The sequence below is a fragment of the Streptomyces sp. NBC_00335 genome (assembly GCF_036127095.1).
Classification (GTDB): domain Bacteria; phylum Actinomycetota; class Actinomycetes; order Streptomycetales; family Streptomycetaceae; genus Streptomyces.
In genome coordinates this window covers 8,476,227-8,498,610 of sequence record NZ_CP108006.1, presented here as the reverse complement: position 1 = coordinate 8,498,610, position 22,384 = coordinate 8,476,227, and the positions used below count along the sequence as shown (strand labels likewise).

At 69.0% G+C, this 22,384-nt stretch carries 21 protein-coding genes and 1 pseudogene; 9 read left to right on the top strand and 13 right to left on the bottom strand.

The annotated features are described in order from the left end of the window. Window positions 1-401: 401 nt before the first annotated feature. From OHA37_RS38480 to OHA37_RS38465, 4 genes are all read right to left on the bottom strand, one after another. Window positions 402-1,064: a response regulator transcription factor gene (locus OHA37_RS38480; RefSeq protein WP_266913835.1), complete on the bottom strand. Its 663-nt coding sequence runs from the start codon at window positions 1,062-1,064 to the stop codon at window positions 402-404. After that, window positions 1,061-2,230, bottom strand: a complete 1,170-nt coding sequence (locus OHA37_RS38475; protein ID WP_266914166.1) for a sensor histidine kinase — start codon at window positions 2,228-2,230, stop codon at window positions 1,061-1,063. The genes OHA37_RS38480 and OHA37_RS38475 overlap by 4 nt, the downstream gene beginning before the upstream one ends. A gap of 120 nt (window positions 2,231-2,350) precedes the next feature. Continuing rightward, complete coding sequence (locus tag OHA37_RS38470) at window positions 2,351-4,420, bottom strand: MMPL family transporter (RefSeq protein WP_266913833.1); 2,070 nt, start codon at window positions 4,418-4,420, stop codon at window positions 2,351-2,353. A gap of 741 nt (window positions 4,421-5,161) precedes the next feature. After that, window positions 5,162-5,491, bottom strand: a complete 330-nt coding sequence (locus tag OHA37_RS38465) for an ATP-binding protein (RefSeq protein WP_266913831.1) — start codon at window positions 5,489-5,491, stop codon at window positions 5,162-5,164. Between the two features lie 101 nt (window positions 5,492-5,592). Here OHA37_RS38465 and OHA37_RS38460 point away from each other — a divergent pair, with 101 nt between their 5' ends. The 8 genes and pseudogenes from OHA37_RS38460 (at window position 5,593) to OHA37_RS40925 (ending at window position 14,122) form a co-directional block, all read left to right on the top strand. Next, entirely contained in the window at window positions 5,593-5,799 is a 207-nt protein-coding gene (locus OHA37_RS38460) for a hypothetical protein (RefSeq protein WP_266913829.1), read from the top strand. A 661-nt stretch (window positions 5,800-6,460) separates the two neighbouring features. After that, a complete protein-coding gene (locus OHA37_RS38455) occupies window positions 6,461-8,485 on the top strand; it encodes a VCBS repeat-containing protein (protein WP_266913827.1) in 2,025 nt (674 codons plus the stop codon). Between the two features lie 301 nt (window positions 8,486-8,786). After that, window positions 8,787-9,614: a DUF4253 domain-containing protein gene (locus OHA37_RS38450; protein ID WP_266913825.1), complete on the top strand. Its 828-nt coding sequence runs from the start codon at window positions 8,787-8,789 to the stop codon at window positions 9,612-9,614. A gap of 237 nt (window positions 9,615-9,851) precedes the next feature. Then, on the top strand, window positions 9,852-10,313 hold the full coding sequence (locus tag OHA37_RS38445) for a hypothetical protein (protein ID WP_266913823.1): 462 nt from the start codon (window positions 9,852-9,854) through the stop codon (window positions 10,311-10,313). Window positions 10,314-10,986: 673 nt separating this feature from the next. Beyond that, window positions 10,987-12,162 carry a hypothetical protein gene (locus OHA37_RS38440; protein WP_266913821.1) on the top strand — a complete coding sequence of 392 codons (1,176 nt, stop codon included), beginning with the start codon at window positions 10,987-10,989 and terminating at the stop codon, window positions 12,160-12,162. Between the two features lie 128 nt (window positions 12,163-12,290). Continuing rightward, complete coding sequence (locus tag OHA37_RS38435) at window positions 12,291-12,449, top strand: hypothetical protein (RefSeq protein ID WP_266913819.1); 159 nt, start codon at window positions 12,291-12,293, stop codon at window positions 12,447-12,449. Window positions 12,450-13,212: 763 nt separating this feature from the next. Beyond that, window positions 13,213-13,437 (top strand): annotated as a pseudogene (locus tag OHA37_RS38430) (transposase); the annotation flags it as partial. Then, entirely contained in the window at window positions 13,436-14,122 is a 687-nt protein-coding gene (locus OHA37_RS40925; protein WP_443046355.1) for a WapI family immunity protein, read from the top strand. The pseudogene OHA37_RS38430 and the gene OHA37_RS40925, both read left to right, overlap by 2 nt. On the opposite strand, the gene OHA37_RS38425 is transcribed toward OHA37_RS40925, so the two are convergent. From OHA37_RS38425 to OHA37_RS38400, 6 genes are all read right to left on the bottom strand, one after another. Continuing rightward, complete coding sequence (locus OHA37_RS38425) at window positions 14,095-14,415, bottom strand: lysine transporter LysE (RefSeq protein WP_266913818.1); 321 nt, start codon at window positions 14,413-14,415, stop codon at window positions 14,095-14,097. The two genes, OHA37_RS40925 and OHA37_RS38425, sit on opposite strands and share 28 nt — an antisense overlap. A 1,065-nt stretch (window positions 14,416-15,480) precedes the next feature. Further along, window positions 15,481-16,347 carry a hypothetical protein gene (locus OHA37_RS38420; protein ID WP_266913816.1) on the bottom strand — a complete coding sequence of 289 codons (867 nt, stop codon included), beginning with the start codon at window positions 16,345-16,347 and terminating at the stop codon, window positions 15,481-15,483. Beyond that, a complete protein-coding gene (locus OHA37_RS38415) occupies window positions 16,344-17,210 on the bottom strand; it encodes an ABC transporter ATP-binding protein (RefSeq protein WP_266913814.1) in 867 nt (288 codons plus the stop codon). The genes OHA37_RS38420 and OHA37_RS38415 overlap by 4 nt, the downstream gene beginning before the upstream one ends. After that, a complete protein-coding gene (locus OHA37_RS38410; protein WP_266913812.1) occupies window positions 17,207-17,608 on the bottom strand; it encodes a GntR family transcriptional regulator in 402 nt (133 codons plus the stop codon). The genes OHA37_RS38415 and OHA37_RS38410 overlap by 4 nt, the downstream gene beginning before the upstream one ends. A gap of 356 nt (window positions 17,609-17,964) precedes the next feature. Continuing rightward, window positions 17,965-18,720, bottom strand: coding sequence for a hypothetical protein (locus OHA37_RS38405; protein ID WP_266913810.1), 756 nt, complete (start codon window positions 18,718-18,720; stop codon window positions 17,965-17,967). A gap of 399 nt (window positions 18,721-19,119) precedes the next feature. After that, entirely contained in the window at window positions 19,120-19,698 is a 579-nt protein-coding gene (locus tag OHA37_RS38400) for a suppressor of fused domain protein (protein WP_266913808.1), read from the bottom strand. 232 nt (window positions 19,699-19,930) lie between these two features. On the opposite strand from OHA37_RS38400, the gene OHA37_RS38395 reads away from it, so the two are divergent. Then, a complete protein-coding gene (locus OHA37_RS38395) occupies window positions 19,931-20,650 on the top strand; it encodes a hypothetical protein (RefSeq protein ID WP_266913806.1) in 720 nt (239 codons plus the stop codon). Between the two features lie 272 nt (window positions 20,651-20,922). Here OHA37_RS38395 and OHA37_RS38390 read toward each other — a convergent pair whose 3' ends face one another. Genes OHA37_RS38390 through OHA37_RS38380 form a run of 3 tightly spaced genes read right to left on the bottom strand, consistent with a single transcriptional unit; the run spans window position 20,923 to window position 22,377 of the window. Further along, window positions 20,923-21,393, bottom strand: coding sequence for a hypothetical protein (locus OHA37_RS38390; protein WP_266913804.1), 471 nt, complete (start codon window positions 21,391-21,393; stop codon window positions 20,923-20,925). Beyond that, on the bottom strand, window positions 21,390-21,656 hold the full coding sequence (locus OHA37_RS38385; RefSeq protein ID WP_266913803.1) for an Ada metal-binding domain-containing protein: 267 nt from the start codon (window positions 21,654-21,656) through the stop codon (window positions 21,390-21,392). Before OHA37_RS38385 ends, OHA37_RS38390 begins: the two co-directional genes overlap by 4 nt. 4 nt (window positions 21,657-21,660) lie before the next feature. Continuing rightward, window positions 21,661-22,377: a 2OG-Fe(II) oxygenase gene (locus OHA37_RS38380; protein WP_266913801.1), complete on the bottom strand. Its 717-nt coding sequence runs from the start codon at window positions 22,375-22,377 to the stop codon at window positions 21,661-21,663. Between the last annotated feature and the right edge of the window lie 7 nt (window positions 22,378-22,384).

Genomic DNA, 22,384 nt, shown 5'->3' with positions numbered 1-22,384 from the left:
CGTCCATGCGTGAACGGACCCCGCTTCCGTCCGTACACGCTAAGCCCCGTCACAGACATTCACGTCGTCACAATCAGCCGCTTCCCTTTCCCAGCACATCAGTTGGGCTTTCCGCACCAGACGTGTGAGGACGACGCGCCGACGCGTGTGCACGATTGCCTGGTCAGCAGGCGTAGGAGTGGGGGGAATCGGCTGTGGCCGGAGTTGATTCGGAGAAGCTTCCGGCGCGGTGGTGGAAGTGGGCTCTGTCAGCCCCGAGCGGACGTGGTCCCGTGGAAGACACCACAGGCCGAAGCCCACCTGAACGGCAGCTCGCTGCCCCTGCACGAGGCAGCCGGGGACCGACCTGGGACAACCACCTCACCTGGCTGACGCCTGCCCAGGGTCACCAGCACACCGATTCACACTCCTGGACTCACCAGCCCCGACTCGTACGCCACGATGACCAGTTGCGCCCTGTCCCGTGACCCCAGCTTGCCCATGATGCGGCTGACGTGGGTCTTGGCGGTCAGTGGGCTGAGACCGAGGGCCTCGCCGATCTCGGTGTTGTTGAGGCCGCACGCGACAAGGGTGAGGACCTCGCGCTCGCGGACGGTGAGGCATTCGGGACCGGCCTCGGGCGGCGCTGCCGTGGGGCTGCGCAGGAAGCGGGCGATGAGCCGGGAGGTCGGTCCGGGCGAGAGGAGGGCCTCCCCGCCGGCCACCGTGCGGATCGCCTCCAGGAGTTCGGCCGGACGCGTGTCCTTGACCAGGAAGCCGGAGGCCCCGGCGCGCAGCGCCTCGACGATGTGCTCGTCCGTGTCATAGGTGGTGAGCACGAGCACCTTCACCCCGGCCAGATCCTCGTCCGCGGCGATCAGCCGGGTGGCCTCGATGCCGTCGAGGTCGGGCATGCGGATGTCCATCACCACCAGGTCCGCGCGTTCCGTGCGGGCCAGCGCGACGGCCTCCCGGCCGGTGCCGGCCTGTCCGACGACCGTCATGTCCTGAGACGACTCGAGGAGCATCGCGAACGCGGCCCGTACGAGCGCCTGGTCGTCGGCGAGCAGAACGCGGATGGTCATGGGTTGCCTCCCAGCGGCAGTACGGCACGGACCTCGAAACCCTTGCCGGGAAGTGGCCCGGCGTCCAGCGTTCCGCCCACGCTGCGAGCCCGCTCGCGCATGCCGACGAGACCGAACCCGGGCGTGCCCCCGCCCGTGCCGGTCCCGTCGTCGGTGACGGTGACCCACAGGGAGCCTTCCCCGGCGCGCACGCCGACCCGGATGCCGAGGTCCTGCCTGCCGCCGTGGCGTACGGCGTTGGTGAGGGACTCCTGGACGATCCGGTAGGCGGCCGCGCCGACGGCGGCGGGCGGCACCTCGTCGGTGGTGACCGTCAGGTCCACCTCGGCCCCGGAGACCCGGGCGGCCTCCACCAGACCTCCCAGTCCGTGCAGGTCGGGCAGGGGGTCGCGGGCATCGGGGGTGCCGTGCTCGCGCAGCACCTCCAGGGTGGTGCGCAGTTCGCTGCGGGCGGTACGGCAGGTCTCGGCTATGTCGTCGAGGGACTTCGCGACGGCCTTGCGGTCCAAGCGCTCGGGGTCCGCGTTCAGGACGTGCGCGGCGACCGAGGTCTGCACGCCGATCAGGGTGATGCTGTGCGCGAGCAGGTCGTGCAGGTCTCGGGCTATGCGCAGTCGTTCCTCGGCGACCCGGCGGCGGACCTCCTGCTCACGTGTGCGTTCGGCGCGCTCGGCGCGCTCGACGACGGCGGCGACGTACTGCCGGTAGAAGCGCAGGGCGATGCCGATGAAGACCACGGCGAGCACCCAGCCGGAGATCCGCAGCGCCTCGGCGGCCTGCTTCCTGTTGACGAACATCATGACGCTCAGCGCCACGGTCAGGGCCGTGCTGGTGGCGAGCAGGGTGTACAGGGGCCTGCAGGTGACGGCGACGCTGTACAACACGACGACCGAGACCGGGAACGGGGCGGCGTGGTTGTTGTCGAGGGCGTGGTACGGCAGGAGCAGGACGGCCTCCGCGGCCAGCGCGAGCAGCGGGTGGCGCCGCCGGAACACGATCGGCAGCTGCGCCGCGATCAGCAGGAACCAGCCCAACGCGTCCGGTCGCCGGGCCGAGTCGGTGACGAGGGCGAGGAGCACGGCCAGGGCGGTGACGGCGAGGGCGAGCAGGGCGTCCTTGCGGGTGGCGTGCTGGGCGGCGGACGGGTCGCGGTTGATCACCGTCATGATCCGGTCGCTTAAATGGGGTTTGCGTTCGGCTTCGGGCACGGGCTCATCCTCCGTCACGTGGGCGCCCCTCCCGCAAGGGAGGGGCGCCCACGTGCATCACACGGGGTCGGAAAGGTGTCAGACGCGCTCCGGCACCCGGAGCCGGGTTTCGGGCGACGGCGTCTTCGACATGGGACCGGGCCACCACACCTTGCGGCCGAGGGCGACGCTGGCGCTGGTGACGAGGTAGGTGCGGACGAGGAAGGTGTCGAGGAGCACACCGACCGCGATGACGAAGCCGAGCTGGACCAGCGAGACAAGGCCCATGTTCATCAGCACCGCGAAGGTGGCCGCGAGGACGAGGCCGGCGGAGGCGATGACACCGCCGGTGGTGCGCAGGGCGGTGAGCGCGGCCGCGGCGGGTTCGGCGCCGCCCAGGGATTCCTCCCGCATGCGGTGCATCAGGAAGATGCCGTAGTCGACGCCGAGGGCCACCAGGAACACGAAGGACAGCAGGCCGAGGGCGGGGTCGGTGCCCTGGAAGCCGAACAGCGGCTCGAACACCAGCCCGCCGATGCCCAGGGAGGCGCCCCAGACCGCGACCACGGCGGCGACCAGCATCAGCGGGGCGACGAGGGAGCGCAGCAGGACGATCAGGATGAGCAGGACGGAGAGGAGGACGATCGGTACGACGACCTTCTGGTCACGGGAGTTGGTCTTCTCCAGGTCGATCTGCTGGGCGCTGGGTCCACCGACGAGTGAGCCGTTCAGCTTGTCGCGCAGGCTCTTGATCGTGCGGGTCTCGGCGTCCGTCTGCGGCAGCGCGGAGGCGATCACGGACACCTCGGTCCAGCCCTCTCCCGTCCGGCCGATACGGGCGGAGGCGACGCCCTCGGTGGAGGTGGCCGCCGCGAGGGTGGCTTCGCGGCGGTCGACCGGAGTCATGACCGTGATGGGCTGACTGGAGCTGTCCGGGTAGGCGTCGGCCAGGGTCAGCATGGCGGAGACGGACTCCGGCCGGTCGACGAAGGCGTCCTCCTGCTTAAGGTCTCCGGGCAGGTTCAGGGCGCCGAGGGCGAGCGCCCCCAGAGCGAAGGCGCCGGCAATGAGGACGGCCACCGGGCGGCGTCCGGCGGAGCTGCCCATTGCCGAGAACAGTGAGCGGCGCTCCTTGGGAATGCTGCCGAAGGCCGGGATGAGCGGCCAGAACACGCGGCGGCCGAGCAGGACCAGGAGGGCCGGCAGCAGGCTGAGCATGGCGATCAGCGCGCACAGCACGCCGACGGTGCCGAGGGGGCCCATGGCGCGGTTGGAGTTGAGGTCTGCGGCGAGCAGGCACAGCAGCCCGACGGCGACGGTGCCGGAGGAGGCGATCACGGCGGGCCCGCAACCGCGCAGGGCGGCCGCCATGGCCTCGTACGGACGCTCGATGCGGCGCAGTTCCTCGCGGTAGCGGGCGACGATGAGCAGGGCGTAGTCGGTGCCGGCGCCGAAGGCCAGGATGGTCATGATGCTGGTGCCCGCGCCCGAGATGGAGGTGCCGAAGGCCTGGTTGAGGCCGTAAGCGACGCCCATGGCCAGGTAGTCGGCGATCCCGGCGGCGATCAGCGGGATCAGCCACAGCACGGGGCTGCGGTAGATCAGGATCAGCAGGATGGCGACGACGGCCACCGTGGTGTAGAGCAGGGGGCCCGCGAGGGAGTCGTACACCTTCTTGGAGTCGCGGGTGACCGCGCCGGGCCCGCCGACCTCGACGGTGAGACCATCGCCGGAGCGGGCGGTCTCCCTGATGTCGTCGACGAACTTGTTGCGCAGCTCGTCGTCGTCACCGGGTTCGTTGCTGCTGACCGGGTACATGAGCGTCGTGCCGTCCTCGGAGGGCACGCCCTGCGGGGTGTCGGTCAGCTGGTGCTCGTCGGCGATCTGCCCGATCTGCCGCTCGGCGGTCGCGCGGTCGGCGGCGGTGAGGGCCCCGTCGCGCTGGTAGACGAGGACGAGTTGGGTGGTCTCGCCACCGGGCAGCCGCTCCTGGAGCTTGGCCACCTGGGTGGAGTCGGCGTTCGCGGGCAGGTAGTCGGTGACACGGTCGCGCGTGACGTCGGCGAGCTTCCCGGCGAACGGCGCAGCGACCGCGAGCACGGCGACCCACAGCGCGAGCACCAGCCAGGGCAGTGCTCGTCGCCGTCTCTGTGTAAGTGCGGCCCCCATGTTCGGGCCTCCCTCCGGTCCGGATGTCTTGGTGTGCTTCCAAGGCTCCCGGCAGGCAGAGGCCGGATCGTCGCGCCTGAGATCGAGTTCGCAGGTACTGCCGGGGGTGGCCCGGCGAGCTGATTACTCCCGCGGGAGTACGCCGGCACGAGACGACGTTTCGTGTCGTCGCTGCCCGCCGGCCTCGTGCAGGCGCGGCCGACCCGGCAGGGGCGGCGCCCGCCGAGCCGGGTGCGGCGTCGGGGGTGGTAGAGCGGGAACGGGCAGTGGCAGAGCCGGTCGCGCAGTCGGCCGGCGCGCGGTTTCCCTCCTGAGGCCGGCGGCGTCTGCGTCGAGGGTGACCGTCCCGGTGGGGTTCACCTTCTCGGTGGGGTTCTCTTCTTGAGGCGAGTCCGCTCGATCAGGCCGACTCCAGGCGCCTCCAGGTACTCGTCGTAGGGCCGGGGCGCGTCGTCTGAGACGCACGGGGCGGGGGCAGTGACCCGCCGGGGGCCACCGGCTGCGCCTCGTACGAGGGCCTGGGCAGCCGGCCGCCAGGTCACGGCCACCGCCGGCCGACCCCGAGGGCGGTGCGGCAGCGCCGCGCCACCCACTGCCCGATGCCTCGGCCGGGGCAGCGGGCGCCCCGGCCCGCTACCTCAGCCACCGTGGGCGTGTCCCGGTGAGGGAACTGCGGTTGGGCTCCGCGCCGCCGCGGCTCACACTCCCACGCAGTGACGATGTGGCATCTCCTGCCGCTCCTCACTGAAGCGGGAACTCGCACCAGACCGTCTTGCCCACTCCGGGCACACGGCGGGCGCCCCAAGAGGCGGCGAGACGTGAGACGACCTTCATGCCCCGCCCCCAATCCGCCACGCCTGGCTCCACCTCCAGCACGCGCGGCAGGACCTCGGAGGCGTCCCGCACCGCGACGATGAGCCGCTTCGGAGTGCGGCGCAACCGCAGTGACACCGGCGCCCCTTCCTCCACGACGTGACGGCGGTGGTACACGGCAGCCTTCGAGGCTAGCTCGCTGATGGCAAGAACGGCGTACTCGCGCACCGGGAGCGGCAGACCCCAGGACGTCAGCACGGGCCTCCGCACCACCAGTCCGCGGCCAACACCCGCCGCACCGACCGCCCGTGCGTCCCCCGGAACGACCCAGGAACGACCCAGGAACGGTGATCCCTCACATGACGCCCACCACCACCGCCCTTCTGCTGATAGCCCTCGCCATCGCAGTCCTGATCTCCCTCGCCGCAGCAGCCGGCGCGACCGTCCTGAAGCTGTGGGACGGTGCCGGCGTCCCTGCCGCCGTAGGTCGGGGGCTGACCGCGTTCGGCGGCACCATGACGCTCTGCGGAGCCCTCATCGCCCTGCTCATCAGCGCCTTCAGGTAGCACACGCCCGGCACGCCGAAGCCCCCGCCGCACATCACGACGGGGGCTTCGGCCAGCCCCCTGCAAGCACGCCATGTGAACCACCAGGAACGACAGGAACCCGCCCCGAACGTCATCCCCTTCCCCACCCACCCACGCACGCACCCACTGCCACGGGCCCGCACCTTCACACTTGAAGATCAAAACGGTGCGATGCCACCACTCCGGGCGAGGGACCTCAGGGTCGACGACTGGACGAGATTGCCGTGGGGCGCGGACGGCAAGTCAGAGGGATCCCGGTACGGGTGCCCCCAGTCAAGTCGGGTCTAGTGGTGGATGAGCCAGGGCCCGACCAAGGCTTCCTTGGCCGCGTGACCACCGCGCACAGCACCGGCGGACCGGGTGGTACGGTCCGCTCTTGCGATCAAGTGCGCACGGACGTCACCAGGGGAATACGCGTCCGGTCAGACTGTTTCCATCGGGGGCCCACATGCCGTACCGCCGCACGTCCCGGCGACTCGTCTCTCTCGCAGTCCTCACCGCCCTCGCGGCCGCCGGGGGCCCGGTGGTCCTTCCCGCAGCCGCCATGCCCGGACAGACTGCTCGGGCCGACGCCCCGGCGGCACTGCCGAGGGTTTCCTCGGACTCGCGGATCGTGAGCGGGGGGCCAGGAGGCTTCCTGATGCGGGCGACCGGCGGCAACAGCGAGGATCTGACCTGGACGCGCTACTCCGACGGCTCGGTCACCCGGATGAACTTCCCGGTGACCGAAGACCAGGAGGCCGGAGCCATGTCCGACACGGTGGTCGAGGCCGGCCAGCCCGTGCGACTGCACCACATGGACACCGGGACCACCACCGAGGTGGACGTGTTCGGAATGGGGTACAACTACCTCGGCTCCGTCGGCACGACACTCATCGCTCTCGGGCCGCGCCCCGGCAGCACCCCGCTGCTCCACCTGCTCGGTGACCCACGGCAGGGGACGACCGACCGGGCGGTAAGCGGCCTGCCTCGCGGCATCCGGGCCGCGAGTGCCAAGGTCGCCGCTTACGCCGACGGGGCCTTCGTCCTCGAGTACGCGACCGGCGACGCGGACAACGAGATCCTCCACCACGCGGTCGTCGACGTCGCTTCTGCGCGCATCGTGAACACCTACCGGGTGACGCGCTCTTGGGGCGACGTAGCCCTCTCCGGTACGCACATTGCCTGGATCGGCTATGCCGATGGCGTGACCGGCACCGTCGTACGCACCGCGCAGCGCGGCTCCTCGACCGTGTCCCTGACCAAGCTGGGGAAGATCGGCGGCGGCCCGTTCCTCGGCCTGCTCAACGGCTGGTGGCTCGCCGGCCCGGACCGGAGCGCGGATGCCGCCGACCACGCTCTGTACGCCCACCCCATGGGCGGGGGTGCGCCACGCAAGGTGCTGGACGCCGTCGACTCGCGCGTTCCGGGCCTGGCTCCTGGCGGTGCGCTGCTGGTGATGGGGGGTACGGTGGCCCACGGTGACGGTCTCTACCGCATCACCCGGGGTTCCGACGGGTTTCCGCGGGCCGAGCTCGTCGCCACGACGGGACAGCCCACGCCGGTGACCCTCGTGAGCAAGGAGATACCCACCACCGTCGACTTCGACCGCACCCCGAAGGCGACCCTGAGGTGGAAGCTGTCGCGCGACAACGTCCGCACGACGTTCGTCCTGCGGAACCTGAGGACCGGTCGGAGCGGCACCTACGACGACAGGAGCATCCGCCCGGCGGAGGAACCCGGGAGCGGCTCCTTCGAACTGAGCTGGGGTGGGCTCCTGTACAACGGCGTGCTGCCGGCGCCGGCCCCCAACGGCGAGTACGAATGGCAGCTCACCGCCCAGCCGAGCGACGGCATCGGACCTGCCCTCGTCGTGAAGGGTCGGCTCACCGTGCGCAGGGCCGCGGCCCCGCACGACCTGACCGACGACGGCACGCCCGACCTCCTCGCCCGTACCGCGGACGGACGCCTCATCAGCCAAAACACCTTCTACAACGGTGGCGTGAACATCGGGTGGCCGACTCTGGAGACGGACCTCGGCACCTTTTGGGGCCAGTACACCGCGCTGGTGAGCGCGGGGAACGCCGGCGGCAGTCGGGACGCCGACCTCCTGGCCCGTGACGGGTCGGGCGTGCTGTGGCTGTACACCGGCAAGGGCGACGGGAAGTTCGCCGCCCGGAGCAAGGTCGGGGGCGGTTGGGACACGTACGACGAACTGACCGCGGGCAGCGACCTGACCGGCGACGGCAGGGCGGACCTCATCGCCCGCGACAAGAGCGGCGTGCTGTGGCTCTACCGGGGCACCGGCGCGACGGACGCCCCGTACGCCGCCCGGAAACGAATCGGCTCCGGCTGGAACCAGTACGACACCCTGGTCTCCGCGGGGAAGGTCACCGGCGGTGCGACGGGCGACCTGCTGGCACGAGACAGGGCCGGGGTGCTGTGGCTGTACCGCGGGCGCGGCGATGGGACGTTCGGCACGCGGACCCGTGTCGGCGCGGGCTGGGGCACGTACCTGGACGTGGTGGCCTGGGGCGACTCCAACCGCGACGGGACCCCCGACCTCTACGCGCGCGACAAGGCGGGCAGGGCCTGGCTGCACCAGGGCACGGGAAGCCCCACGGCACCCTTCCGGAGCCGCATCCTCCTGGACGAGGCGCAGGGGCAGTACACCGAGGTCCTGTGACGCATGTGCCCCATGTGACGTCGGCAGGCCGGGCACCGTGCGGGCGGACGGTGGCGAGCGCGACGGCATGGCCGTGGTCCTCGGCCACCATTGCAAGGACCATGTCCAACCCCGAGATCACCCCTGCGGAGGTCCACACCCGTCCGGCCCGGATGAAGACGACATCCGGGCCGACGCTGCCTGACCAAGCTCCCCTGAGTCCTCAAAGGTCAGTCCAGGCATGTGCCTCGGAGTAGTCGTGCCATCCTCGGAAGCTGGCCGCAGCCGAGGGCTGTCAGCGGGGGCCGTTACCTTCACCGGCATGACGATTCACTCCAAGCCGCTGACGGCGCTGCTGACCGACCCCCTGGGCCGAGCGCTGGGTCTTGGCCTGCCGCCCGGCTCACTGGTGACCGAGACCAACGATGGACCTTGGTCCGAGCCGCTGCTCTGGGTGGCCGACGAGGTCGCAGCACCCGGTACGTGGGCCGAGTACCTGCCGGCCCGGGACGTGGGACTCCAGCCCGTACTCCTCCAGAACCAATCCGGTATCGAGGAGTGGTGGGACGGCGAGCTGGATCCCGGCATGATGTCGGACCCCAGCGACCATCCTGCAGAGGAGGTTCTCAAGGATTTCTGGGAGTCTGCGGCTTCGGAAACCGAGGAGAACGAAGACGAAGAGGACGCCGGCCAGACCATGGACCCCTTCACCGGCAGCTGGCCTGGGCTTGCGTCGCCAGGAAGACTGGCGGCAGATCCGACCACGACTGCTGCGGATGTGGCCAAGGGTTTGGTCGGACACTCGCTCAAGAGCCCTCGGCTGGCATTGGTCCCAGTGGGCCGGGCTGCGGACATCCCCGCAGCAATCGGCTGGTCCGGGCCGGTCAACTACGAGAACGACGTGGCACGACTGTGTGCCGTTCTTCGTTCCTGGGAGGACCGCTTCGGAGTCCGGGTAGTTGCTCTGTCGTACGCACGACTGGACCTGTCCGTAGCAGCCCCGCCGCAGACAATGGACGAAGCTCTCGCGATCGCTGCAGAGCACTTCGCGTTCTGCCCCGACAACATCTGGCAGGGGTACGAAAGCATCCGCCTCTACGCGGAGGAAGCTCTGGTGGGTAATGCCCACTGGACGTTCTGGTGGGACTGAAGGGCCCAAGTCGTGGGCGGTACAAACAGGTTGCCTCGGCGGTGACGTGAAACTCGCCCTCCGCAATGGTGAGTTTGGTGGCGAACAGGCAGGCCACCGGGCCGGTGTGCAGAACCAGGCGGGCGACCGGCAAGGTCTCGGCCGGAAATCGGGGTCAAGGCCCGGACCTACTGGATCCACGGCATGATCCACGCATGTAGCAGTACGTAGACGTAGGGTGGGAAGCGGGGGCTGTTCATGGGTGGGGACTCGCGCGCGAGGACATCGGGCAGGATCGAATACGGACCGCTGCCGCCGCGCTCGGTCTGGGGGCTGCGATGTCAGTTCTATCTGCAGTGGATCTATCTTCCCGTAGGTCTCGCCGTGGTCGGAGCCGCATCGCTCTTCAGCGTTGGCGGCGGGCCAGCACTGTCGAGCGGAAAGGGCCTGCCGAAGGATCCGTACGGTGACAGCGTGTTGCTGTCCCGGCGCCAGTACCGGCTGGAGCTGAACGGCACACCGGAGCAGTGGCAGGAGCGTGCCGGCTTCGCCCTGCGGCGGGCCATCGCACAAGGTCCCCAGGGCCCTGAGACCTCGCTTCCCGTCAGCGCCTACCGCGGGCTGGGGCTCAAGGGCCTCGATGAGCTGGCCGGTGCGCTGGGATGGCGTCTGGATCGGGGGCGGCTGCGGTTCGGGACGGTGGTCCTCGAGCCGTGTTAGACGACTGCCTGCGTGTTGGTGAAGCGGCGTGGCGGTGAGGGCGGCTGCAGCCTGGCCGACGCCGACCCCCGGCCTTGCTCGTCGATGAGAAGCCGGGTGGCTTCCGGCCTGTCCCACCTCGCGGACGGAGTCAAGGACGTGAAGGTGGACAACGTCAGGCTCAAGGCCCAAGACGTCGACCGCTACCTCGACAAGCCGGCCGTCGCCGAGTGCACCAGGCCCCACCTCATCAGGACAGACCGTGCGGCCCCGTGGACAGCGAAGCGCGGCGTAGCGGAGGGCGATCGCTGCCGCTTCGCCCCACAGCTACGGCTTCACCGCGGGGCACCATCCCTCTTCATCCCTCTTCGTCCCTCTTCCGGGCGTACCAGGACGTCGACCAGCCCGTTGAGCGATGTCACTTTGGGGCGGTTGAGAGCGTGCCGAGGGGCGTGTGGGGACTGCGGAGTCAGGACGCTGGGTTCCACCGCGGCGATCAGCGAGCGATCAGCGAGCAATCAGTTGCTCGTGTACCCCTGGCGGCAGCAGGCCCGAGCAAGGGTTGAGGCTGAAAGACAGGCCGGAGCACCCTCCACACCATACGCCCGGTGTGTCCTGAAAAGAACAGATGTTGAGCTGATGTAAACAATGATCGGATCGCCCCCCGGCGCCTCCCCCAAGAAGGAGTCAGACGATGAGGCCACTGCGCCGCCCCCGCCAGGCCGCCACCCTGCTCGCCGCGCCCACATTCGCACTCACGTTCGCCGGCCTGGTCGCCACCCCCGCTCACGCCGCCACCATCAACGTCACCTGCTCCCCCGCCGCCCTCATCCAGGCCATCACCACCGCCAACAGCACCCCCAGCACCTCCGACACCCTCAACCTCGCCCGCGACTGCACCTACACCTACACCGAGCCGATCGCCGGCCCCGGCCAGGCCGCGCTCCCCCAGATCACCAGCCCCATCACCATCAACGGACGCAACGCCACCATCACCCGCGACGACAACACCGACAGCGAATTCCGCTTCTTCAACCTCCCCCCGGTCACCGGCGCGAACCTGACTCTCCGAGACGTTGCCCTCACCAACGCCAAAGCCGGAGGAGGCGCCCAGGGCGGGGCCATCCAGCTGGGATTCGGCACCGTTGCTTCCCTCAACAACACCCGCCTCATCGGCAACGCCTCCAGCAACGGAGGCGGCGCCATCAGCAACAACAATGGAACCCTCCGCGTCGAAGGTTCCTACTTCAAAAGCAACAGCACCGGAGCCGGCCACGGCGGTGCCATCCTGAGCAGCGGCGCCACACGCGTAGACCTCAGTGTCTTCACCTTCAACTCCACCGGCCCCGTCAGCGGTGGTAACGGCGGAGCCATCTCGCACAGCAGCATCTCCGCACCCTTCACCCTGACCTCGAGCATCCTCACCGGCAACGAGGCGAAAGGCCTGGGCGGCGGCATCCACAACAACAGTTCCTCCGCGACCATCTCCGACAGCCAGATCCGCAGCAACGACGCCAGAACTGGCGGGGGCATCGCCAACTTCGGCACCCTCACCGTCAACATGCTCACCACCATCCGCGGCAACACTGCAAGCTTCTCCGGTGGCGGCATCTACAACTTCGGAACGCTCAACACCCGCAACACCGTCATCGACAGGAACGCAGCCACCCAAGGAACCGGTGCCGGCATTCACAACCAGGGTGACGCAACGCTCAACGACTCCCGTGTCACAGGCAATACCGCAGCCCACGCCCCCGCCGGCCTCCACAACGAAGGCGGAAGCGTCACCCTCAACCACACGACCATCGCGAACAACAACCCCGGCAACTGCGATCCCTCAAACCCGGCGGTCACTAGCTGTACTCGCTAGGTCCACCCAGGGCGGGTACACCAAGCCGGAGGAAGATCCGATTTTTCGGTGAACCCGGCCATCCGGTCGGGTGAGGCACCTCGATGTCCCCTTCCACGCCGGCAGCGCGCCCGGCTGCAACCCGGAGCATGACCAACAAGGTGCTGCGCCGTGGCCCGCCCGCGCTCGCCCTCGCCCTCGCCCTCGCCCTCGCCCTCAAGTACTGGAACAAGGGCCTGATCGCCTATCGCCTATCGCCTCCGACGGATGCGACACAAGGCGAGAAGCCATCCCGGCCGAAGCGGTGACGGCGCCTCAGGGCGCAGCCAGCGGGCCGTGCTGAATGGCGGCGGGCCCGAGATCATCCCGGGCCTCGACGCCTCGGATGTATTCGAGGGGACGCCGGGCGGGCCCCGAGGTCCCCGTTGGCGTCGGCTGCGCTAAGCGGAGCTTTCGCGGCGGACGGGTGATCCCGTGGCGGTCGGGGGGCGGCTGCCCTGCTACCGCTCCTTCCCCTCGCTCCGGGAGCCGAGCGGCTGGCCTGTCGGCATCTACGGGTCGTCCGAAGGTCGCTTGGAGCGGGCCGACTGGAACCGCCTGGTCGACATCATCACCGAGCACAGCCCGCAGGGTGCGGAGACCCGCTGTTGCAGAGGGCTGAGGACTTCGACAACCTGCACGTCCGGGCCGGCACGCTCGCGGATGCCAAGGCGTTGTACGACCACCCGGAGGAGGACGGTTGGACCCCGTCCAACCTCTGGGCCACCAAGGTGGCGGGCCCTGCCCCGCTCGTCGAGGCCCTCCTGAACGACACGGAACTTGAGGTCCTCCGACTGCCTGGGCCCACTGATCCCGACCGCCCGACCTGGGAACGACCAGGTGTGACACGTTCGGACAGGGCGCAGTGTCGGCGCCCGGCAAGAGCTCGCCGTCCGGCACTGCCCCGCAGGTGGCGTAGGCGTAGTGGAAGAGCGGTCAGAACCTTCTAGGTGGCCTTACGTTCCTGGGACGGGATACACGATGAATCGGATCTGGGCCGGAATCGACAGCGGACACCGCAGTCCCCGGCGCATGCCCGGCATCGGACCCCTTCTCGGAGCCGAGCTCCTGGCCGGAGTCGGCAGTGACTTCGCCTTCTTCGCGACCCCGGACCGGCTGGCCGCCTTCGCCGGCCTCGCGCCGACGCCGCACGACTCGGGAAAGAAGAGCGGCAACCTTCACCGACCCCGTCACTACCACCGCGGCCTCCAGCGTGTCGTCTACATGTCCGCGCTGAACAGCTTCGGGACAGTCCCTGACATCGTCTGTCAATGCTTTTGAACGATCAGGTAAACCGTGTCCAGCTCCGCCCCTGAGCTATCAGTTCCCCCACGCCGGGACCAACCCGTTCGACGGCAACTGGCTGGTCATCAGCGGCGCGGTGACAACCTCCGAGGGCAGCTGGGCCTTTGCCGATCCGTGCCTACTGACCGGTGAAGCACGTGAGATATCAGCGTGGCTGCGCGCGGCGGCAGCGGGAAGGGTCGCCGTGACCGGGCTCGATGCCGAAGGCGAGCTGTCACCGGACTTGTGGTTCACCGAGCCGGTCCTGGCCTTCAGCCTCGCCGACCGAACTGAGGGTTCGGTGCTGCTTCGGTCCACCTCTCCTTGGAAGCGGCACCCCCATGGCAGCAGGGTGACAACGGAGCGGACATCTACCAGTTCGTCGTGGAAGTACGGCTGGATACTGCCGCGCTCTTTGAAGCGGCCGACCAGTGGGAGCTCGGGCTCACTACGTTCCCGACCCGCTGATCAACCTCACCCCCCAGGGCACGGGCCCACGTATCCTCACAGGCGGCCGAGGCTTGACTTCTCCATTGGGAAGCCAGTCAGCCCAACGGTAGGCCAGCCTGAGCATCGACATTCGTGCAGGTCAGACGCTGTGGCCAATCACGCTGGAGCAGCGATCCTCCCTCATAGGCAGCCGCATCCTGTGCCGTAGAACAACAGGAACACACCTGTCGCGGCGGCCAGGGTGAAGGCGGCCGTGGTCACGGCGGCGAGGCCCCGACGGCGGCGACCTTTCTCGGGATCACGGAAGGTCCTCCAGGCGCCGTGGGCGAGGAAGAGGCTGAGCAGTCCGGCGCCCGCCACAGTCAGGCGCGGGCTGAAGGACCAGCTCAGGTAGGCGATCAGAGACAGGCAAGCGAGCAGGGCGCAGGCAAGCAGGGTGAGGATCAGTTCGGCCACGGCTTCTCCCACCATCTCCATCAGGAACTCGCTGATTCCCTTCACTGCCCGTCGGACTCCCACTGGCGTTCCCCATCCTCGGCACCACACGGCCCACCCCGGACTCGATATGGAGGACCGATGAGGGGCCGGAATGGTTGCGGGGGCACAGTGGCGCATCGTCGGCGAGATCCACCCACCCGACTGGCCAACCGCAACGCTCAGTAGCACCTCGTCTTGAGCGAGCGTCTCGGTACCGGTTGGGGCGGGGGCCTCATTGCGTTCATCACCGACAGGCGATATTGGCTGTGCCGGTGACAACTGGGCTCTGGCAGCTTCCGGAATCGCTACATGTGATGCTCCAGCAGGTCTGGAGAGTGCGGGCTATTCCGTACCGTCCGGGTCGATGCCCAGGGCATGGAGCACGACGGGATCTCCTGGCAGGACGTGCTGTTCGAGGGCATTGACGTGCTGATCACCGCCGCAGCACACGGTGCGGGCGGGCTGATGGTGCGGCTGGCGGGCACGCCGTACGGATCCTGCTGTCCGTACGATCGTGCTGCGTCCCCAGGGCCTTCCGCCGGCGAGCGTCCGCTGTCCGACGTCGCCTTCCTCACCGTCGCCGAGGTCGCCAGTCTCATGCGGGGCCCGGCGCGTCAGCCGTGCAGGCGAATGCTCGCGTGCAGCGCGCCAGTCGCGGAGACTCGACGATGGAGGGAGCGTGCTGCCATGTCACCGCCGTGCTGGCCCAACCGCTCGGCGGCCGGCCAGTACTCAGTCCGGCGAACGGCCTACCCCTACCCCTGGCCCTCGCCTGAATCAGCGCGGAGTGCCCAGCGCGCCCGACCTCGACGCCCATCGTGTCGAGTTCGGATGGCCGTCGCGGTGGCTCGGCCCGGACGCACACGCCACGTAGAGCGCCTCCCCACGCTTCGGGGCCGGCTGCGGTGCCTCCACATCGCCTGGTCGGCGCCGGCCGCCCGGCTGACCTGCACGACGCGGGTGCCCGTGATGTTGTCGCCCTCCTTGCCCGGCACCGAGGTCACGTAGGGCGATGTGCGGCAAGCAAGGACGGCTCGGCGCGGAAGGAATCCATTCGCTGTCTTTCGACCCGCAGGCAGTTGGGGCCGGTCAGCGGTGTCGGCGGCGCAGGAGGGCGAAGGCCGCGCTGATCACGGCGGCGGCGAGGGTCAGCAGGATCGCGCTCTCGACAAGTTGCAGCGGCCAGAAGTGGGACTCGGGGTGGTATCGAAACCCGATGCGGTCGACCGAATCGGAAAAGCGCCAGTTGTCCCAGCCACGTGGGGTCCCGTCAAGGGCGGGCCAGAGCCGGGAGCGGAACAGGCTGACAACCGCCCAGATGATCCCGGTCGCAGTCACGGCCGCGGCCATGGCAGGTACCGTGCGTCCGATCAGCAGGCCGGCCAGGGCGCCGACAGCGATGCCGAGGAGGGCGTAGCCCACCCCCACCGGCCCGATCACCCCGTACACGGGGAGGTCGTACCACTGGGTTGGGTACCAAGTGTCCAGCGTTCCCCGCCGGATCCAGGACGCCAGCAGCACGAACGCGGGCAGGACAAGGAGTACGGCGGCGGCAGGTACCGCCAGCTTGGCAGCCAGCCAGCGGGCCGGACTGACCGACTGGGTCCACTGGAGTCGGTAGGTGCCGGATTCAAACTCGCGCCCGATCAGCGGACCCGCGACGAACGCGCCGAGGAGCAGGGGCAGCGCGCTCACGGCGAACGCAACGAAGTGGAACATCTTCTGGAAATACAGGCTGCGGGAGAGGAAGCCGCGGACTTGGATGCCGCAACCCGACACCGTGTTTTCCACCTTGCAACCGGTCGCAGCGAGGTCCTCGGTCAATGACTGTACGTACCAACGACCGGCGGGCAGGGCGATAGCGGCGAACAGCACCAAGGCGAGTGAGATCCACAAAACATGGCGGTGCAGACCGACGGTGACCCGAACGGGGCCGCGCAGGACAGGGAGGGTCATGCCGCTACCTCCACGGCCGGGGTGAGCAGGACCGGAACATCCGGGGCGCCGAGGTGGGCGAGCACCAGTTCTTCCAGGGTGGGTTCGATGGCCTGCCAGCCGTCGCTGCCGGTGTTCACGGTTCCTTCCGGACGGATCAGGGCGCTGAGTTGGCGCCCGGTGGAGCGCGTGGCGATCACGGTGTGCGGAGCCAGGTCGCGGATCGGGCCGGTTACCAGGGTGTGGGCTTGCAGGAGATCATCGACTGATCCGCCGAGCCGGACGCGTCCGCCGTCGATCAGGAGCAGGTGGTCGCAGGCGTCCTCCAGCTCGGAGAGGATGTGCGAGGACATCAGGACGGTGGTGCCGTGTTCGGCGGCCGTCGCCAGCAGCACCCCCATCAGTTCGCGGCGGGCGAACGGGTCCACGTCGGACAGCGCTTCGTCCAGGAGCAGCAGCGTGGGCCGCTTTCCGAGGGCCAAGGCCAGGGCGAGCCGGGAGCGCTGGCCCCCGGACAGGGCGCGGACGCGTCCGCCCGGATCGAGGTCGCCGGCCTCCACCATCTTGCCTGCGGCGGCCGGGTCCCAGCGGCCGGGATTGAGGTCGGCGCCCATGCGCAGGGTCTCGGCGACCGTCAGATGCGGGTAGAGCGGTTTGTCCTGGGCGACATAGGCAATGGCCTCGCGGGCCGGCGTCGTCAGGGTGCCCTCGGTGGGCTTCAGTACGCCCGCGGCCAAGGCCAACAGGGTGGACTTGCCCGCCCCGTTGGGGCCGATCAGGGCGCAAATGCGACCGGCGGGAAGCCGGAAAGAGCAGTCCCTCAGGGCCCAGCTACCGCGGCGGAACCTCCGTCCGAGGCCTTGCGCTTCGATGGCTGCCGTCATTCCTCGTCCCCCTGGTTCGATTCACTGTCGGATCCGCTCAGTACGGAGGTGAACAGTGCGGTGATGTCGTCCTGCTCCAGGCCCGCCCGCCGGGCCCGTGCCAGCCACTGGGCGAGCTCGGTGCGCAGCGCCCCGTCGGCCGCCCCGCCCTCGCCCAGCGTCCGGCGGACGAAGGTTCCAAGCCCTCTGCGGCCCTCCACCAGCCCCTCGCGTTCGAGCTCCCGGTACGCCTTGAGCACGGTGTTGGGATTGACGGCGAGGGCCTCGACCACTTCACGGGCAGTGGGTAGCTGGTCCCCCGGCTCCAACAAGCCCAGGCGGAGAGCCTGTTTGGTCTGTTGCACGATCTGGAGATAGGTGGCCACACCACTGCGCCGGTCGATGCGGTACTCGATCACGCGAACTATCCCCCTTTCACTAAGCAACTAGTGAAAGGGTGCGTGTGGGCGCCCCGACTGTCAAGAGCACTCAGGCACCAACACGGAGGCCGGACCGCCACTTCACGCTCAGGAGCGGAGCCGCACGCACCGCACGCCTCATGCGGAGTTGGACATTGAGGCCCGCCACCTGGTTGGCCAAATGTACGGAGCCCTGGCCGGCGGCCGGCTGGGTGGATCCGCACTGGGCGCAGGTGAGACCGGGATTCGAAGCGCGGCCACAGTCGTCGGCACCGTAAGACAACTCATCTTTTTTCGCCGCATGTTGTCCAACGAGGGGCCACGAAGAGCGTCGGCGCCGACGGAGAGGAGTCCGATCAAGGCGCGGAAAGACGCCGCATCCCCTGAGCGGTGTCCCCTAGCTGCCATACCTGATCGTTGGTCAGGCGTCGGACATCCCAGATGAGGCCGGTCACATCGGCCGTGGCCCCGGTTGGTGGAGGGGTTCCGTCGGGCACGACGATGCCAGTCAGTGCGGCGAGGTCGTCTGCTCGGATGCCGAGCACGGTCGCGTAGTCAACCAAGAGGTCAGGGGTAAGTTCTTTACGGCCGTGGCCGACCTGCCCGTACGTGGCCGCAGACCAGTATCGGCCGGTCAGGGACAGAAACGCTCTTGCTCCGGCGGCCCACCCCAGGTTCCGGTTGGCGAGCAGACGCATGAGCAGGCCGCCGGCACCTGGCGGGTACTGCAGATACGCGCGTGTTTCCGGGACCGACCGTGTGCGGTCCTCTTGTGGCAGTGACGCCGCGAGCCAGCGCAACCGGTCCCGGTCCGCCCGTGGCAACTGCGCGGCGTGCCCAGCAAGGCGGGCCACCCCTGTTCCGGCACGCGGGTCGAGCGGCACCATCTCCAATGGCAGAGCCGCCGAAGCGATGACAAACAGATCCTCGGCGTGCAGCTGAAGTGCGGGGGCGAGCCGTCGCAGCAACGGCGGGCCCGGCGCTGCACCGTCGAACACCGCCCGCATTTCAGTCTCCGGGACAGCCGACACATGGGCCAGCTCATCGACGCGCAACCCTCGGTGCTCTGCCAACCGCGCCAACAACACATCGAAACCTGGAAAACCCGCCACCCGTTCAGAGTAGATCCCTGCGGGGCGAGTGCTGCTGGAACAACGGAATACGCCCCGCAGGTCAGGTCGAATCTGACCGTGGTCCGGTGCATACCGGCATGCCCAGGGCGGTCGGGCTGCACTGGCTGCTGTTGCCGCGTGTCCGCTCCAGGCTGCGGTCGAGGGCCGCGAGTCTCCCCCTTGGCCTTGGTGAGACCGACCTGGAGCATGGGACAGCGCAAGCACGAATGTTCATGCTGGCAGGGGGTTCCGTAGGGGCGGGCGCAGTCACCCAGCTCGAGTTTGCGGGTGTGGAGGTGCTGCCGGGGGCTCTTGCCACTCGGCATCCGTGGATTCGTGGTTGCATGAAGCCCCGCATCTGGGCCAGGCCGCCACCAAGGGTGACGACCCGTCGGCGCCTCAAGCGACGGATGACCTGAAGGGGTCGGTGGGAATGACCCCTGCGTCATCGAGACGTCGCTCCAACGCCTCGTGACCTCGGCTCCTGCGGAACTCGATCTCGGCGGCCGTCACCGGAAGGGTCCACAGGATCCTGACGTGTCCCTGAGGCAGCGAACAGTGCTCAAGATCGGGCCCGTGGAGATAGGGCAGGCTGATCAGCAGGTGGTCGCAGGCCGAACCCGGCACCCACGGTTCGCCGATCGGCATGCTGTGTTCCAAGTCGAGCTGATGGCCTCCGCAGTGGTAGGAAGCGACCATCGCCGTGAGTTCAACGAACCGTTGGTCACGGGCGGGGGCGGTCATGACGAACTCACGCCCGTGCCCGTCCTTCACCATCTCGGCCGAGCACCCGATGGTCACATAGGCCCAGCTGTCGCTTCGGGGGCCTGGCGCCACAACGAGAACGCGCAGGTCGGCTATGGGCTCTCCCCGTTGCGGCCCGAGGCCGAACTCGATGGCCTCGACGGAGTGCCCTTCGAAGAACGCCCGGACGTGTGACTCAACGGCCTCCGCCGCCAGACTCCTCGCATCACTCACCGCACGATCATCCCAGCCACGCGAAGAGCCATGGGACTGCGGGTCAGCAAACTGCTCTGCCGAACGACCCAACTCAGGGATCGAAAAGCTCGCTTGCGGATCACTGGTGACAGTTCTGTCTCAGGGCCTCCCACCGCCAGCGGAGGGGCTGCCTGCGACTATGCGCTTGCGAGGGCCTGTTCTTGATGGGTGCGTCCGTCAGAGCATTGGCGGGGGGACTACTCTCCGGCGTATGACGGAGGGGTTTGATGTTGCTGCTGAGCTGGCGGCCGTTTCGGATCGGGCGGATGCCTGGAGATTCATCGAGGGATTCGTTGCGCATTGGCGCGAGCCAATCCGCGCCGGCGATGGCTGCGGGTTCGAGGAGCTCACCGAGGCGGAGTGGCGCCTGGGATCGCCGCTGCCGACAGCTTTGTGGGAGGCATATGGACTGTTCGGGCGACGGGCAGACCTGACCAGTGTCCAGGATTCCTTTCTTTCCTTGAAACATCTCTATGTTGACGACGGCGCTCTGGTGTTCCGGTTGGAGAACCAAGCGGTCGCGGAGTGGGCCATCCGCCAGGAGCACCTGGAAGACGACGATCCGCCCGTGGTCTTCCGGCGCAAGGACAGCGACGCAGACCCCTGGAAGCCCTTTCTCAACCGCTTTTCCACCGCATGTATCGAGATGCTGCTCTCCGAGTCCCTCTTCGCTCACAATGCGACGCGTGCGGACAACCGCCCCCTCGAAGAGTCAGAGACCATCGAGGCACCGCCCGGGTTCCAGCGTCTGGCCTTGCCCGACTACCCGACGTGGGCTGTCGAGGGATGCGTGATCCGGTGGTTCGCCTCGTCTGATGCACTGCTGCGAGAGGAGGCCGATGAGTGGCTTTGGGCCCTGGGCCGCACTGCTCCCGCGCTGGACTCGGTACGCGATTCCCTCCCCGGTGACTGGATCAACCAGCCGTCGTGAATCTCCAGGCCGACAGCATGGAGGTCGTGCGACGGTTCGTTGGCCACAGAGCCACGAGCAGGAACGAAGGTCCTGACCCACCAGCATGGCTGTGGTCACGAGATCGTGTTCTGGAACGGCTCACTCACCGTCGTCTGCCGTGATCTCGTCGCGACATGGACCGAGGCTGACTGCCCCGACAATTCATAGGCATACAAGTCCTCCTCGCGCACAACCGAGGTCGAACGAGCCTGCGGCGCGGCTTGGCCCCTCCCCGCGGCGTCGCCATCTCACTACCAGCTCTGCCGCGTGATGCCATTCGGCGTCGGCACCTCGAAGGCCGTGGGGGCGTCGGCGAGGGTGACCGGTGAGGCGAACGTGAAGGTGCGCGATGGGGTCCAGGGGGTGCTGTGGAGTAGGCGGCGGGTCATCTGGGCCCAGCCGAGGGGGGCTGCGGCGATCACCCAGGCGTCGGGGGCGGGCGTCGTCAGGCGGAGGGCCGGGCGTAGCCAGGAGGCGGCGTGTTCGGGCCAGGTGACCGTGTCCAGGACTTCGCCGCCGCGGGAGCGCCAGGCCGTGGCGAAGGCCGACGCGGCGGCGGCCGAAGCGGTGTCGCGGCTGTGACCGATGACCACCGTCTCGGCCCCGGATCGGGTCACGAGGGCGACTAGGGAGGCCAGTTCGGCCTCGGTGTGCGGGGCGGGGGGTGGGAGCGCGGCGTAGGCGGCTGCCTCGGCCGGACCGAGAAGGGGTGATCTCTTCATTCTTGGGCTCCGGTTCTCTGGGTGGTTTTCCAGTCGGAGTACTTCTGCGGGAGGCAGCGGGCGCACGGGCGGTAGCCCGCGACCCGGGCGGTGGGTTCGTCGGCGAAGAAGACGCGGTGCGGGATGTAGCCGCCGCGGGCGATGGCCCGCAGTGCCGAGGGGCAGTCCAGGCGTCCGTAGAGGCGTGCGCCGCGGTGGCCGCCCAGCCGGCCCGGGGTCGGGGACGGGTACGGGCGGCCGTCGGGCCCGGTCAGCAGGTACACCCGGTCAGGCCGCGTCGTGGAAGACCAGGCCCAGGGCGTGGCGGCGGCCGCTGCGGACCGTGCTCACGCCGTGGCGTACGGCGCCTGCGGCCCAGCCCCGCTTGGTGCGCACCGGGCGCTCCTTGGTGGTGAAGATCAGGCCGTGGCCTTGGGGCAGCGGGGTCGTGGTGCCCCGGGACTGGGCGCGTGGGCGCTGTTCCACGAGCAGGAACTCGCCGCCCGTGTAGTCGGTGCCGTAGGCGTCGAGGCCGATGACGACCTGCATCGGGAAGACCATGTCGCCGAAGAGGTCGCGGTGCAGGGCGTTCCAGTCGCCTTCCTCGTAGCGCAGCAGGATCTGCGCCGAGCGGTCCTGTCCGGCCGCGTGGCACATCGCGATCCACTCGTCGAGCGAGTCCGGCCAGGGTGCGGGGCGGCCCAGGCGTGCGGCCCAGTCGCGGGCGATGGTGAGGAGGTGGGGGTAGAGCGCGGCCCGCAGGGCTGCCACGGGTTCGGGGAGCTCGTGCGTGAAGTAGCGGTACTCGCCGGATCCGAAGCGGTAGCGGGCCATGTCGATGGTGGTGCGGAAGCGTTCCGTGTCCTGGTAGAGGGAGGCGAGGTCGCGGCACTGGGCGGGGCTGAGGAGTTGCGGTGTCAGCGCGCACCCGTACGCGTCGAGTTCTTGGGCGAGGGCCGTCCAGTCCGCCGTGCCGAGGGGGTGAGGAGAGTTCTGCGGCTTCATCGGGCTC